This window comes from Paenibacillus sp. FSL M7-1455 (assembly GCF_038004655.1).
In the GTDB taxonomy this organism is placed as follows: domain Bacteria; phylum Bacillota; class Bacilli; order Paenibacillales; family Paenibacillaceae; genus Paenibacillus_AQ; species Paenibacillus_AQ cookii.
On sequence record NZ_JBBORO010000001.1, the window covers coordinates 3,199,399 to 3,212,514 of the forward strand.

General features: G+C 49.3%; 17 protein-coding genes. 2 read left to right on the forward strand and 15 right to left on the reverse strand.

Annotated features, from left to right (window positions below):
- Nucleotides 1-19 precede the first annotated feature (19 nt).
- Together NYE48_RS14760 and NYE48_RS14765 are read left to right on the forward strand one after the other, a co-directional pair.
- The gene (locus tag NYE48_RS14760) at nt 20-874 is read left to right on the forward strand and encodes a phosphosulfolactate synthase (RefSeq protein ID WP_340999197.1); all 855 of its coding nucleotides are present in this window, start codon (nt 20-22) and stop codon (nt 872-874) included.
- Nucleotides 875-1,102: 228 nt separating this feature from the next.
- The gene (locus NYE48_RS14765; RefSeq protein WP_445323993.1) at nt 1,103-1,741 is read left to right on the forward strand and encodes a YitT family protein; all 639 of its coding nucleotides are present in this window, start codon (nt 1,103-1,105) and stop codon (nt 1,739-1,741) included.
- Nucleotides 1,742-1,776: 35 nt separating this feature from the next.
- On the opposite strand, the gene NYE48_RS14770 is transcribed toward NYE48_RS14765, so the two are convergent.
- The 15 genes from NYE48_RS14770 to NYE48_RS14840 form a co-directional block, all read right to left on the reverse strand.
- Complete coding sequence (locus NYE48_RS14770; RefSeq protein WP_340999198.1) at nt 1,777-2,070, reverse strand: RNA polymerase alpha subunit C-terminal domain-containing protein; 294 nt, start codon at nt 2,068-2,070, stop codon at nt 1,777-1,779.
- Nucleotides 2,071-2,148: 78 nt separating this feature from the next.
- On the reverse strand, nt 2,149-2,580 hold the full coding sequence (locus NYE48_RS14775; protein ID WP_340999199.1) for a dienelactone hydrolase family protein: 432 nt from the start codon (nt 2,578-2,580) through the stop codon (nt 2,149-2,151).
- A gap of 9 nt (nt 2,581-2,589) precedes the next feature.
- Nucleotides 2,590-3,012, reverse strand: a complete 423-nt coding sequence (locus NYE48_RS14780; protein WP_340999200.1) for a VOC family protein — start codon at nt 3,010-3,012, stop codon at nt 2,590-2,592.
- A 28-nt stretch (nt 3,013-3,040) separates the two neighbouring features.
- Entirely contained in the window at nt 3,041-3,904 is an 864-nt protein-coding gene (locus NYE48_RS14785; protein ID WP_340999201.1) for a GNAT family N-acetyltransferase, read from the reverse strand.
- Between the two features lie 148 nt (nt 3,905-4,052).
- A complete protein-coding gene (locus NYE48_RS14790; RefSeq protein ID WP_340999202.1) occupies nt 4,053-4,244 on the reverse strand; it encodes a hypothetical protein in 192 nt (63 codons plus the stop codon).
- A gap of 43 nt (nt 4,245-4,287) precedes the next feature.
- The gene (locus NYE48_RS14795) at nt 4,288-4,725 is read right to left on the reverse strand and encodes a GNAT family N-acetyltransferase (protein WP_340999203.1); all 438 of its coding nucleotides are present in this window, start codon (nt 4,723-4,725) and stop codon (nt 4,288-4,290) included.
- Nucleotides 4,726-4,918: 193 nt separating this feature from the next.
- Nucleotides 4,919-5,323: a hypothetical protein gene (locus NYE48_RS14800; RefSeq protein WP_340999204.1), complete on the reverse strand. Its 405-nt coding sequence runs from the start codon at nt 5,321-5,323 to the stop codon at nt 4,919-4,921.
- Nucleotides 5,298-5,594: a hypothetical protein gene (locus NYE48_RS14805; protein ID WP_340999205.1), complete on the reverse strand. Its 297-nt coding sequence runs from the start codon at nt 5,592-5,594 to the stop codon at nt 5,298-5,300. The genes NYE48_RS14800 and NYE48_RS14805 overlap by 26 nt, the downstream gene beginning before the upstream one ends.
- Before the next feature lie 431 nt (nt 5,595-6,025).
- Entirely contained in the window at nt 6,026-7,327 is a 1,302-nt protein-coding gene (locus NYE48_RS14810) for an IS1380 family transposase (RefSeq protein ID WP_120463466.1), read from the reverse strand.
- A gap of 81 nt (nt 7,328-7,408) precedes the next feature.
- Nucleotides 7,409-7,759 (reverse strand): GNAT family N-acetyltransferase, encoded by a 351-nt coding sequence (locus NYE48_RS14815; protein WP_340999206.1) that lies wholly within the window; start codon nt 7,757-7,759, stop codon nt 7,409-7,411.
- A gap of 113 nt (nt 7,760-7,872) precedes the next feature.
- Nucleotides 7,873-8,298 carry an NUDIX hydrolase gene (locus NYE48_RS14820; RefSeq protein ID WP_340999207.1) on the reverse strand — a complete coding sequence of 142 codons (426 nt, stop codon included), beginning with the start codon at nt 8,296-8,298 and terminating at the stop codon, nt 7,873-7,875.
- A 617-nt stretch (nt 8,299-8,915) separates the two neighbouring features.
- Complete coding sequence (locus NYE48_RS14825; protein ID WP_340999208.1) at nt 8,916-10,766, reverse strand: ABC transporter ATP-binding protein; 1,851 nt, start codon at nt 10,764-10,766, stop codon at nt 8,916-8,918.
- Complete coding sequence (locus NYE48_RS14830) at nt 10,750-12,495, reverse strand: ABC transporter ATP-binding protein (RefSeq protein WP_340999209.1); 1,746 nt, start codon at nt 12,493-12,495, stop codon at nt 10,750-10,752. Before NYE48_RS14830 ends, NYE48_RS14825 begins: the two co-directional genes overlap by 17 nt.
- Nucleotides 12,482-12,604: a hypothetical protein gene (locus NYE48_RS14835; RefSeq protein WP_339324659.1), complete on the reverse strand. Its 123-nt coding sequence runs from the start codon at nt 12,602-12,604 to the stop codon at nt 12,482-12,484. The genes NYE48_RS14830 and NYE48_RS14835 overlap by 14 nt, the downstream gene beginning before the upstream one ends.
- Complete coding sequence (locus NYE48_RS14840) at nt 12,591-12,935, reverse strand: hypothetical protein (RefSeq protein ID WP_340999210.1); 345 nt, start codon at nt 12,933-12,935, stop codon at nt 12,591-12,593. Before NYE48_RS14840 ends, NYE48_RS14835 begins: the two co-directional genes overlap by 14 nt.
- Between the last annotated feature and the right edge of the window lie 181 nt (nt 12,936-13,116).

Here is a 13,116-nt window from a genome sequence, read left to right on the forward strand (position 1 = left end):
GAATTGAGGAGATCCCCAAATGAACATTTCCCTTCGTGCAGTATGGCCCAAAGAGTTATGCGACCCCAGCGGGCTGCGCGAACGTCAACTCGGCGGCAATAGCCCGCAACAACTCGGCGGCGGGTTTACGATGGTCATCGATAAGGGCCTGGGCAGAAACGCGTTTACGGATCTGGTCGAAACCGCTTCAGATTATATCAGCTGCGTCAAATTCGGTTTTGGAACGGCTCCGCTATATAAAACGGAAGTTCTGCTGCACAAGATCAACCTTGCCAAACAGCACGGCATCCTGGTCATGCCCGGCGGAACCCTGCTTGAGACGGCCGTTCAGCAGGATCTCGTTCCCGTCTTTTTCAAAACGATATGCAACCTCGGGTTTAATGCGGTAGAAGTCTCCGACGGCACGATCGAACTGCCTCGCAGCAAACGCACGGAGCTGATTCGGGAAGGCAAACAGCACGGGCTCCGGGTCTTCACGGAATACGGCAAAAAGCTTTCCGGCTCTCTCATCGACGCCGCCCGATTGGCCGAGACGATGGAGACGGATTTGGCCGCAGGCGCTGAATTTTTGACGGTGGAAGCCCGGGAATCGGGGGTAGGCGTAGGCGTGTTCGACCAGAACGGCGAATGCCGGGAAAAAGTCATCCAGGATATCATCGAGTTTGTCCCGGATTCAAGCAAGCTGGTGTGGGAAGCACCCCAGAAGCAGCAGCAAGCGATGTTTTTGCGCAAATTCGGCCCCAACGTGAACCTTGGCAACATCCCTCCCGGCGAAATTCTTGCGCTCGAGACGATGCGCCGGGGCCTCCGCCAGGATACGTTTGAATTCGGGACGAACCAAAAGCAAGCCGACGAATTTTGTTACGTGATTTAACCATACATCTACGGCCGATCGAAAGCCCGCATGGCGACAAACGCATAAAAAGAAAACCGAAAGCACTTTCGTGATAAGTTCTGAAGCTAAGGCATTCTGGCATGAACCCGTTCGTTATTACAGAATGCCTTATATGTATCTTTTGCCGTTCCCGGAATCCCCTTCTATAGACAAGCATACAATGTATGCAAAGAAGGATTCATACTCCACTCAAGAAGGAGATTCCGCGTGAAGATTCAAATGATTTCCGGCCGCAGCAAGCCGTTGATGATCCGCCATATTTCCAGAAAACTCTTTTTTATCACCGCAGGTTCAGTCATCCAAGGGTTCGCGATGGCTGTTTTTTTGTTTCCGCATGCCATTCCGTCCGGGGGAGGAGCCGGGATCGCGGTGCTTCTGAACCATGCGTTCGGCATTCCGATGAGCCTGGGACTGTGGTTTGCCAACTTTGCATTCCTCATTTTTACGGTCCATTATTTGGGCAGCGTCAGTGCCTTCGGGACCGTTTTTGTCATTACGGTAACTTCGGTATCGGTGAATTTTTTCGAGGTGTTCGTTAAACCGCCGATCGGCAATGTATGGATCGATCTTCTCGTCGGTTCGGTCATTTTGGGGACGGGCATTTCGATGCTCCTCAGGCAACGGGTGTCCAACGGCGGCATCGGATATGTCGCGCTCGCGATTTACAAATATAAACGAATCCATCCCGGCACGTCGTTATTTTGGATGAACGGATTCATTTTTATGTTGACCGCCTATGTCATCGACTGGAAAATCATCGTTCTTGCGGTAGCATGCCAGTGGATGTCGACACGGATCATCAATTGGATTCACCGGTTTCAGATCCCCGTCTGGCGCGGAAAGTAACCGACTGTTAAAGGCTGTGCAGGACATTCATGCGCTCACGATTTGAAGGACAAACCGGCTTCTTCTAAAGCTGCCCGAAGTTTAGGCAAAGAAGCCGGGCCCATGCCATGAAATTGCAGGATTTCTTTTTCGCTGTGCTCCGAAAGTTTGTGGAGAGACGTGATTCCATGATTCTCCAATGCCCGTCTGGCCGGCGCGGAAAGAAGCAACAGAAAACCCGTTTCGTTTTTTTGTTCCCGCTCGCAAATCGGGCATGTCGGACAATCGCTGCTTTTATAATACCTGTGTCCCTGGCTGCAGGTTTTTGCATCCCCTTTTGGAGTTGGCATGTTCAATCCTTCACCCTTTCAACCATGCGCCCCTAGCGCATGATATGTATTCATCATTCATTGTCCCGACCGTTCAATTCAGCCAGCGATTTGCTTGAGGAAATCCTTGCACCTCTTCAGGCATTGGTGGTACTCATTGAAGTTGTAAGCGTCATGATAAGGGTTCATAAATCCATGTTCGGCGTCGATCATTTCGACATGCGCGTTCTGTTTATCCCTTAATTTTTGCTGCAAATCCAATGCGTTAAACGATTTCTCATGCTTAGCGAAAAACAATAAGGAGGCGCAAGCGGGTTCGATCTCCGTATAATCTCTGATTCTCGATCCGTAAAATCCGACGATGCCGTCTACCCCGTGCCCGCTCGTCATCCATGCAAGCGTTGCGCCCACGCTAAATCCAATGATAAAAATCCGCTCGTATTTGTCCCGGTTTTGATCTACGATGTTGCATACATGGCGATGTGCACCGGCAAATCCGATCTCGTTCATAAAATAATGGTAGTCTTCCATGTACTTTGACTAGCTCATTCTTTTCATCATCGGATGGTCTTCGTTGAGCTGCAGCAAATCCCACAGGTTCCCATAAAGGTCTTTGAATACTGCCACCATCCCATAAGGCTGCTCCTGGGGTTCTCGGACAAACTCTATTCCGTTTGAAACCATCTCGCGATAATCTCTCCAAAAATCATCCGTATTTAAAAATAAAAATACTCTCCCGCCGGTTTGATTCCCGATAAATGGTTCTTGCTCCGGTTTCGACGCTTTGGCCAGCAATATCGTGGTTCCTGCCGATCCAGGGGGAGATACGACGACCCACCTTTTATCTTGTTCGGGCTGATACGTATCCTCAATTAATTCAAAATGGAGCTTTTTCGTATAAAAATCGATGGCTTCATCATAATCCTTCACGACAAGCGCGATGTGGACGATAGACTGGATCATACCCTCTTTCCCCCGACTCCAATTTGTTTTAATCCTTCCCGTCATCTAAAGAGCGATCCAATCGGTATTGTATAAGCCGGGCGTTTTGTCCTAAATATACTTCGCTCCCGTGTCGGCCCGTCTCCTCAAAACCTAATCTCTCCAGCATTTTTCTGGATCGGATATTCGTTTCATGTGTTTCTGCGTAAAACATGGAAATTCCATACGTCTTTACCCCGTATTCTATCATACATAAAGCAGATTGATATCCTATTCCCTTTCCCCATAAGGAGCTTTCACCGATGGCGATCCCCAGTTCGGCCGCATGGTTTTGAATGCAGGCTAAATCCGCATAACCAATCAACTGTTTATTCCGTTCTATGCCCAATCGCACAAAATCATCTGCAGCCGTATGGATGCATTGATTCCACCATTTGCACAGCTCTTCCGGGCTGCGATCCTTTGCCCATCCATTTGCCGAACAGAAGGCGTCATCCTTGCTCCAGTTCAAGACAATGGGATAGTCGCCCGTGGTTAACCGCCTTAGATGTATCGATGCCGGTGGCATATAGTCCCCCCCACTGTGTACTTCGGATTCCTCCGCTGTTCCGTCTAGATCGTTTATGGTTTTTATTTGTACAAAATTATCGTTGTTCAGGTCTTCCTTCATTCCCGTTACATGGACTTGACCTCTATTGCCCGGATCACTTGGGTCATAAATAAACGAAATCTCATAATCGGCATAACCTTTTCGATATATGTAAGAATACAAATTTTCTGGTTTGGTCCCCTCTTGATAAATGAAATATTGCCCCACTTTTCCGGTTTCTCGAGCTTTCGCTAACCATTGATTGACTTGATCGGCATGCTCCTTCTCTACCGCGTTCCATTTGTAATGGATCACTCGATCCATTTCGCAAGCAACAGCTGTTTCATTATTTCTCCTTTCGTCTTAGATATGATAAGGCATGTTCATTTACTTCTGCGGTTCACTTCGCCACCTCTCTGTTATCTTTCCTTGCTCGAAAAAATGAATTCCGCTGGAACATACCCATTGATTTTTAGCCCAGAAAACCAAAAAATCTTTTATTTTTCTCTACCTTGACCTCTTCTATGGTGACGTATTTTTCACCGTACGTGTGTTGAATCGTATACATCCCTAGCCGGAGTGATTTGAACAGCAGAATGGATTCTTTGCTGACTCGGCCATGAATCAAACATTTGATATAATTTTTGGTTTTCCATCCGTTCATTCATAATCTTGCTCCTTATCTGTCAGCGGGATCCTTTCAAAGATCATGGAGACTTTTTCATGTTCCTTGCATAGTCCGGCATTCGTCTCATCATTCGGTCCTTGTCTTCTTCAAAATGATATTGCCTGTATAGACCATGAGCGTCTTGCGTACCTAATACCCCCATTAAATCCTTTAATTCTTCCGACTCTGTGATGGTTTTTATCAGCTTTTTACCAATTCCCCTTCCTCTGTACGCCTCATCAATAAAAACATCGCATAACCAATACATGGTTGCGTGATCAGTGACAACTCTTGCAAAACCGATCTGTTTGTTCCCGTCATATACTCCATAACAAATCGAATTCATGACGGATTTTTCAATACGATCTTTGGATCTGCGATGTGCCCAATAACTTCTCGACATAAAACCGGCTATGGTTTCCATGTTTAATAATGTTTTTTCATCACTGATCAGAAAATGATCAAATTCAAGTCTCACGCCGTTCACCCGTTTCTTTTTAGTTTTTTAAAATGGCATAAACGATTCCCTATTTATGAAGGAGAGAGCCTGTAGCGTAGTCCGCAATAATCAAAGAGGCTTTCCATTACTTCAAGGCTCCGGATCGCGCTAAGCGCACCCTCTTTTTGTTCCAATAGATCCAGAGCGATATGTGCCCGCCGATGCGTCTGATTCAAAAATCCCCCTCCGAACGGTTCCAAGCCCACCATGTTGCCAAGTGAATAAAATAGAATATCTCGTCTTTCCAATCCTCCGCATGAACGTGAAACCCCTCCGTTACCAATCGCCCTTCGATTTCCATTGCAGTTGGAACATAGGGTTCATTCCAGAGATCGTACCCCATTCTGTTTCTTACGGCTGCGACATCCATAATTGGCTCGATATAATTGGGCGTTGTTCCCCAAAAATTCCGATCACCGTCCGTTGCAAAAGGAGGAATCCGAAGCATCCCTGAATCTATGAGGTCTTTTTCAGATCGCGCGGGGAAGTATGTCAGCTCTTTATCAGAAGGGTTGGATACGTTATCGTTATACTCAAGCCAATATCCGCTTTCATCTTCCATACTGAATTGTTTCAACAGGGGCTTCATTCGATAAAAAAAAGTCCACAACCTGCTTGTGGACTTCGCTTGGCGCCAGTCCGGTTTTTACAAATCCGGAAAATTTCAAGGTGTCATCCCATTGAATGATGATAGATTCGCAATCTTGGTGCGGCGTAACCGTTATGAGATTTTTTTCCTTGCGGTCAATCTGCCAACCCTGATTCCTGGCGGAATCTTCTACATAGCTGATGAGTTTTGGGCCATGGTTTTTCTTCACGATTCCTTCATAATGTATTGTAATCCCCAAATGAACTTGCCTCCTAACAAAATCAGGTATGAAATCGATTGTATGACCAAGTGCAAATAACAGCTTCCAACGAGCGAGCCGACCTTAGATCGCATTTGTCTTTGGCCGGCTCATGATCCTATTTTCTGACCTTACTAGCAAAAGGAATACTTCGCCAGCATCTCTCCCCACGGTGCTATCCCTGTTTCTTCAAACCCTACCTTCGCGTACAATTTACGCGCTCCTTCGTTGTCAGGCTGATAGCCAAGAAAAATAACCCTGAATTTCGAAAGCCCATAATGGTGGCCAGTTTGTAGCAGGATTAGTAGGCAACAACTGTAATAAACAGGGAAATACCCAGTGGATTACGCGACGATTCTGAAAAGAGGGTAGTCTTTCCCCCTCCCCATAAGACAGGGCTAAACGGTTTCCATGTTAATTTGTGGTAAACGTCATTCTAAGGCAGCGACTTTGGCGGCGATACGTTGCCAGGCGCAGCGGTTCGCGAAATCTTTAGCCAGTTTCAGAACGACTTGTCGGCTATGCTGAATCATCGTAGCTGCACAGTGGAAAAACTCTAGACGGAACCGGGCAATCGTATACCCTTGATGGACCGGTTCGCAACAGTCTCGCTTGAATCTCTCGTAGAGATTGTAGGCGAGCAGCTTGATGAGCAGGTCGATTTCATTAGCGGTAAAGTCACCGGTAGCGATTCGATCGATGGAAAAGCCGCGTTTGGCTTCTTTGATATAGTTCTCCATGCAGCAACGCTGGTTGTAAAAGCGCCAAAGGTCGATCGGCTCCCACTCGAGATTGGTGACGATCGCTTCGTAATGCCAGTCCGTATCGAGGAGAAGCCGAGCTTGATCGCCGTCAAACACCTGCGCTTTACGAATCACCACAACGCGGCGCGGTTTCTTCCATGAGGTGGCTTGGTAGATCAGGGTGATCCCCTCGATGACCCAATCCTCATCGACAAACCGCTTCCAGTAGCGGCATCGCCCTACTTCGGCCTGAAGTCGCTGCGTCCATTTCAATTTCCCGACATACCCGATTCGCTTGGCTTCCCATAGGCTGTAGAAGTCTTCGCCGCCAAATCCCTTGTCAAACCGGGCGTACTTTACCGGACGGTCACCAAGCAACTCAAAGATCTGACGGAGGAAGGCGGCTGCATCGGTGGAAGCGTGCGTATTCCCAGCACGCAGTACTGCATTCAGGCACAGGCGCGACTGGCCCTCAAACGCCATCAGCGGATGGTAACTTTTACGTCCGGGTTTGTGGGGATTCGTGCCGACTGCCGCCCCCTCTTGGTGACCGTATACCGTTTCTACCGTGGAGTCTAGGTCCACGATGAGTTCAGAAGGCAGACAGGGTGCAATAATCTGCTGATTCAGCTTTCGCAAATCCAGCGTTAAGGTTGGGCGGGTCTTGCTGAGTCGATCCAGTTCCTTATACAGCAGGGTGTGATGCGGACAGCGCCCGCCGAGAAACCGCCGGATGAGCGCGTCATGTTGCAGCCTGCGGAAATGAAAGAGGCGTTCGCATCCGAGTATCCAGCCGACAATGAGATAGAGCAGGATGCGGAAAACAGGGAACAGGGAATTGCCTTGCTTGGTACAATTTAAATTCTGCAAAGCCTTACCGAGCTTGATTTTTTCGAGATATTCCAGAAAGATTTTGCTTCCTCCAACATTTGAGGCGTTTTGCAAGGTAAATTCGGTCTTGATTTTGCTGACGGGTGTGGTAGACTTCATCTAAAAGGTGCTCCTTTCTTTGTAGGTGATGTTCTGGACAAACACCATTCTACCAAAGAATTGGAGCCCTTTTCTTGTTTTTCAGACGATGTTACTTTCGAAATTCAGGATAACATTCGTTCGATCATGCTTACTCTCGATTTCGCGGATAATCAACTGCATGGCATCCTTGCCATATCCGCGTCCTTGAAATCGCTCGTCGATCATGAATCTGTAGATCCAATAGTTGCCGTCATCGGGATCTAGCCCGTACATGGAAAAACCAATAAGGATTTCGTCCACATAGATTGCCCTGGTTACAAATCCAGGTAAAAATTGTGCCTCCGCGATCGAGTAGAGATTTGATGCAATAAACTGTTGTTGTTCGGGTTTGGGTTTAAGCTGAACACACTCTTCCCAGTTTGCGTGATCAATGGACCTTAAGCTAATCATTTCCGGATTCCTCCCGTGTTGTAGAGAAATCCAATTTCAGGATTCCTCTAAGAAAATATGGATACCTCCGACAGTTCGACGATGACTTTATTTTTCATGCCACATCACTCCTTTCAAATGTTCTCCTTATCCGTAAACTCAACACAAAATGGTTGCATCTCGGGTTTTAAGCAGTATTCTATTCGTTGTCCAAAGTTTTTCCATTGTACTTTATGAAGTGCTTCCTCGATCGGGAAAAATCCCGCTTCCAAACTTTCGTCCGATGTAGTTAATTCTCCCCCAATGGGCTTTGCTAAAAATAAAGTGTTGCAAATGGAATTCCCCGTGTTCTGAAATATTCCGCAGAATTTAATGATTTCGATATCGATCCCTGATTCCTCTTTCGTTTCCCTAATTGCTGCTTGACTTAAAGACTCTCCTTCTTCTACTTGACCGCCAGGCATTTCCCAGCCCCTTCTTGGGCCTTTAATAAGCAATATTTCATTCTTTTCGTTTACAACGATGGCTGCAGCAGAGAGGATATGTTTAGGCGGGCTCATTCATTCGCTCCTTTTAGATTTTTAAGGTTTTCTTCGCAGATTTTATCGTTTATTTTAAATTTAGTTTGTATAACGTCGCGAACCACCGAAGCCGATCCGCTGCGCGAATATAATGTTATGTCATGTTCCTGCCTTCTGGATTACCTTTCCATTTCTTTCTACCCATTTACCAATCTGTTTGATCGATTCCTTTGTTTTAAACGTTTTACTTATAGTTTCAATTTGATGATCCAGAACTTTGTCTTCCATCTCTTTTATTTGATGATTTGAGGCGGCCGTTTCTATCCGGCTAATAACAGATAAAAGATCTATGGTATGACCCTCCAATTCATGAGATCTTGTGCGGACATTACATCTAACACTTATTCTACGAATTCCCATATACTTCCTCTATTCCATGTTATTGCGATATTTTCTGACAACTCAACCTCAAATTTTTTTGCCGGAGATCAGATCAAAGTATCACGCTCTACGCCAAACCCATGAACTTCAATCCAAAACAGTCCTCGATTGCAAAAACATAAAAACCGCCCGCGAAAGCGGGCGGTTCCATGATACAGATGAAGTTGGTGTTGAAAGGATGCAATCTATGAATAGCGAAAAATGCAACGGTTGCCCTAAATCGCCCGCCTGAACTGGCTGTTATACAACTCGAAGTAAACGCCCTGCAGTTCAAGCAGCTCCTCATGGCTGCCTTGCTCCGCAATCCGCCCGTCTTGGATGACGAGGATGCGGTCCGCATCCTGAATCGTGCTGAGCCTGTGGGCGATGACGAAGCTGGTGCGGCCTTGCATCAGCGTTTTCATGGCCTGCTGGATATGCATTTCCGTGCGCGTGTCGACGCTGCTGGTGGCTTCATCCAGGATCAAGATGGCCGGATCAGCGAGGATCGCCCGTGCGATGGTCAGCAGCTGGCGCTGGCCATGGCTCAAGCTTCCGCCTTCGGCGCCAAGCATCGTGTCATAGCCATGCGATAGCCTTGCGATGAACCCGTCGGCATTGGCAAGCTTCGCGGCCTCTTCCACTTCCCGGTCGGTCGCATCGAGACGGCCGAAACGGATATTTTCCCGTATCGTCCCCGAAAATACGTGCGCATCCTGAAGCACCATGCCAAGCTGGCCCCGCAGATCGTTTTTGTCGATCTCCCGGATGTCAACGCCGTCTATAAGCACCGCACCATCACTGATTTCATAAAAACGGGTCAGCAGGTTGATGATCGTCGTTTTCCCGGCCCCCGTCGGTCCGACCAGAGCGATTTTCTCGCCGGGTTTCGCTATGAAGTTCACGCCGCGAAGTATGGGCGAATCCGGCTTATATCCGAAGGATACGTCCCGAAAAACCACCTCACCCTGCAGACGCTGAAGTTTGACGTTCTTCTGTTCATGATCGTATTCCGACGCCATATCCATGACTTCAAAGACGCGCTCCGCTCCGGCAATGGCCGATTGGATCAAATTGTACTGGTTGGCCAGCTCGGAAATCGGGCGGCCGAATTGGCGCGAATAGTTAAGGAAGCTGACGATGACCCCAACGGTGGCCATGCCATGGAAAGCCATCCAACCGCCGACGCCGGCGATCAGCGCAAAATTGAGGTTGTTGATCATGTTCATCACCGGACCGACAAGTCCGGAAACAATCTGCGCTTTGATGCCGTATTTGTTCAATTCGCCGCTCAGCTTGCGAAATCGCTTGGCTTCCGTCTCTTCCCTGCGATACTGCTTCACTACCTTTAAGCCGCTTACCGTTTCTTCGATAAAACCGTTGAGCTCGCCCAAATGCCGCTGCTGGTTTTTGAAATAAACCCGGCTGAACCCGGAGATTTTGCGGCTTGCCAGCAGTACGAGCGGAACGGTCACCATCGCGACGAGCGTCAGGGGAATGTTCAGCATCAGCATGATGGCCAGCGATCCGCTGAGGGTAATCAGGCTGTTTAACAGCTGCGTCACGCTTTGGTTCAACGTGTTCGCGACATTATCGATGTCGTTTGTTGACCGGCTCATTAATTCCCCGTTTGCATGCGTGTCAAAAAACTGCACGGGCAGCTCGTGGTATTTTGCGAACAGGTCGCGCCGAAGCTCGAACACGGTATGTTGCGACACCGCCGTCATCACGTAAGCCTGCACCCATGCGATCACGCTTCCAAGCACGTAAATCCCGAGCAAAAGCAGGCAAAACCGGACTAAACCGCCAACATCGCCGGGGATCACCGCCTGATCGATCGCCTTACCGATCAAATATGGCCCGATCAGGGAAGCGAGCGCGTTCAATACGGTAAAGACGTACACCGTGATAAGTCCTGCCCGCTGGCGGTTCAAGTACGCCCAGATGCGTTTGATCGTAGCGCCGCGGTTTTTGGCGCGCACCTTCGGCACGTCGCCTCTTCCGGGCCCTGCTCCTTGCGGCCCGCCCCCGAAACCGCCCGGACGACCGGGGATCGGTATCGGCGCGCGGTTATGTAGATTCGACATAAGACGCCTCCTCCCCATTCAGCTGCGACTGCAGAATATCCTGGTATATTTCGCTGCTCCGCATCAGTTCTTCATGCGTGCCTTGGGCCACGATCCGGCCGTAATCCAAAATCAGGATGCGATCGGCGTCCACCACGGACGAAACGCGCTGGGCAATCAAAATGTTGGTGCTGCTCTGCATCTCCGTTTTTAACAACTGCCTAACCCGCGATTCGGTCGCCGCATCCAACGCGCTGGTACTGTCGTCCATGACGAGGATCGTTGGCCGGATGAGCAGCGCCCTTGCGATCGCAAGACGCTGCTTCTGCCCGCCGGAGAGGTTGATGCCGCGCTGGCCAAGCACGGTGTCATAACCTTGCGGAAGCTCTGTTATAAAACGGTGCGCCTCGGCAATCACGGCGGCTTGTTCCACTTCCTCGTCGCTGGCGTCCGGACGGCCGAAGCGGATATTGTCCCGAATGGTGCCGCTGAACAGGATGGTCTGCTGCATGACGAACCCGATCCGGCTGCGAAGATGTTCCAGGCTCATCCGGCGAACATCCGTGCCGTCGATCGTAATCGCACCGCTCGAAACGTCATACAACCGCGGAATGAGGCTGACGAGCGTAGACTTGCCCGTGCCTGTAGCGCCAAGGATCGCGGTCGTTTTTCCCGGTTCGGCGACAAAACTGATATCCTCCAAAACCAGATTTTCATCGCCTTTGTCGTAAGCGAACGAGACGTTATGGAATTCGACCCTGCCTGCACGGATGCCGTCGCTTAGGGCGGCGGGATCTTCGGTAATCTCGCTGGCCGCGGCAAACACTTCATTAACCCGGTCGGCCGATACTTTGGCCCGCGATACAAAAGTTAGCATATTGCTCAGCATCATCATCGACATCAAGAGCTGCGTCGCGTAATTGATAAACGCCACCAAATTCCCGACGGGAAATCCGTAATTCCAGTTCTGCACACCCCCGAACCACAACACGGCAACGATGCTTGCGTTCAAAACGAGCATCATAAGCGGCAAATTCAGCGCCATGAGGCGGTTCGCCTTGATCGCAGTCCGGGTATAATCGGTGTTCGCCGCATGAAAACGCTGCTGCTCCTGCCTTGCCCGAACAAATGCCTTGATGACGCGAATCCCGGCCAAATTTTCCTGCAGGACGATGTTGACGCCATCCAGTTTGGCCTGCATTTGTGCGAACAAGGGAAAGGAGAGCCGGATCAACGTATACAAGAAGATAAACAGCAGCGGAACGGCGACAAGCAGGATGACCGTAAGCGACGGACTGATCCGGATGGCCATCACCAAGCTGCCGATCAGCAGCAGCGGCGAACGCACGAACGACCGCAAAATCATTTGCACGAACGTTTGGAGCTGCACGACGTCGTTCGTTAACCGGGTGATCAGCGATCCCGTCTTGAGCCGGTCCAAGTTTCGATTCGAAAACGACTGGATATGCTCGAACAGCCGTATCCGCAAGTCGTTGCCGAAATGTTGCGAAGCGATGCTCGAAAACACGGTGCAGCCCACGCCCCCGACTAATCCGATCAGCGCCACGCCGACCATCGTCAAGCCGGTCGAAACGATATGCCCGAGATCATTTTTCATCAAGCCTTCATCCACGATGCTGGCCATCAGCGTCGGCTGCAGCAAATCCATGAATACCTCCACCACCATCAGCAGCGGCGCCAGCAAGCACCACAACCCATAGGGCTTCAAAAAGCCTTTAAGTTTCCACATTTCGTTCACCTTCGTTTCCGGCAGGGTTCGGCTTCGTCACGAACGTCCCGAAAGACGAAATCATGTGCAGTCCCATGTTGCCTTTACCCACCGCCTCATTGATTTTCATGTTTCGTATCGTCTTCTTCGCTTTTGTTGTCGTTCCCAGGGACCGCTTCAAACAATTCGAACGTATGGATAAACTCCTGAATGATCGCATCCGTTGCTTTGAGCTCCCCGCTGATCACCTGTTTAATGGATGCATATTCCGGCTGATCCAGCTGCTGCACCAAAGTCGACCGTTTGACGTTCAATTTTTCCAAAAATGCGATCGCTCTTCCCCGGCGAAAGGTCTGGGCTCTATGGGAACGCTCCTTTCTGTCTTCATGTCCGCGCCCCCGGCCTTCCCTACGCTCCATGGGATCGCGGTGTCCCTTCCGTTCATGTCTGCCTTCGCGCATGATTGCTCCCTCTTTCTTATGTATACATTCGTATACACTTCTTATTTGTATACAAATGTATACGAGCGGCGCGTATGTTGTCAAGACCGTTTCAGGGCTTCCCATGTCCAATCGACTGCCGACGGATCCGCGACATTTTCCGGGAAAAACAAAAAAACCTGACGGATCAGGTTTTTTCAGT

Bases quoted from the DNA above. Each gene is read 5' to 3' on its own strand.
- NYE48_RS14760 (WP_340999197.1), top strand. From the start codon at position 20: ATGAACATTTCCCTTCGTGCAGTATGGCCCAAAGAGTTATGCGACCCC.
- NYE48_RS14770 (WP_340999198.1), bottom strand. From the start codon at position 2,070: ATGCCAACTCCAAAAGGGGATGCAAAAACCTGCAGCCAGGGACACAGG.
- NYE48_RS14775 (WP_340999199.1), bottom strand. From the start codon at position 2,580: ATGGAAGACTACCATTATTTTATGAACGAGATCGGATTTGCCGGTGCA.
- NYE48_RS14780 (WP_340999200.1), bottom strand. From the start codon at position 3,012: ATGATCCAGTCTATCGTCCACATCGCGCTTGTCGTGAAGGATTATGAT.
- NYE48_RS14785 (WP_340999201.1), bottom strand. From the start codon at position 3,904: ATGGATCGAGTGATCCATTACAAATGGAACGCGGTAGAGAAGGAGCAT.
- NYE48_RS14790 (WP_340999202.1), bottom strand. From the start codon at position 4,244: ATGAACGGATGGAAAACCAAAAATTATATCAAATGTTTGATTCATGGC.
- NYE48_RS14810 (WP_120463466.1), bottom strand. From the start codon at position 7,327: ATGAAGTCTACCACACCCGTCAGCAAAATCAAGACCGAATTTACCTTG.
- NYE48_RS14815 (WP_340999206.1), bottom strand. From the start codon at position 7,759: ATGATTAGCTTAAGGTCCATTGATCACGCAAACTGGGAAGAGTGTGTT.
- NYE48_RS14820 (WP_340999207.1), bottom strand. From the start codon at position 8,298: ATGAGCCCGCCTAAACATATCCTCTCTGCTGCAGCCATCGTTGTAAAC.
- NYE48_RS14825 (WP_340999208.1), bottom strand. From the start codon at position 10,766: ATGTCGAATCTACATAACCGCGCGCCGATACCGATCCCCGGTCGTCCG.
- NYE48_RS14830 (WP_340999209.1), bottom strand. From the start codon at position 12,495: ATGTGGAAACTTAAAGGCTTTTTGAAGCCCTATGGGTTGTGGTGCTTG.
- NYE48_RS14835 (WP_339324659.1), bottom strand. From the start codon at position 12,604: ATGAAAATCAATGAGGCGGTGGGTAAAGGCAACATGGGACTGCACATG.
- NYE48_RS14840 (WP_340999210.1), bottom strand. From the start codon at position 12,935: ATGCGCGAAGGCAGACATGAACGGAAGGGACACCGCGATCCCATGGAG.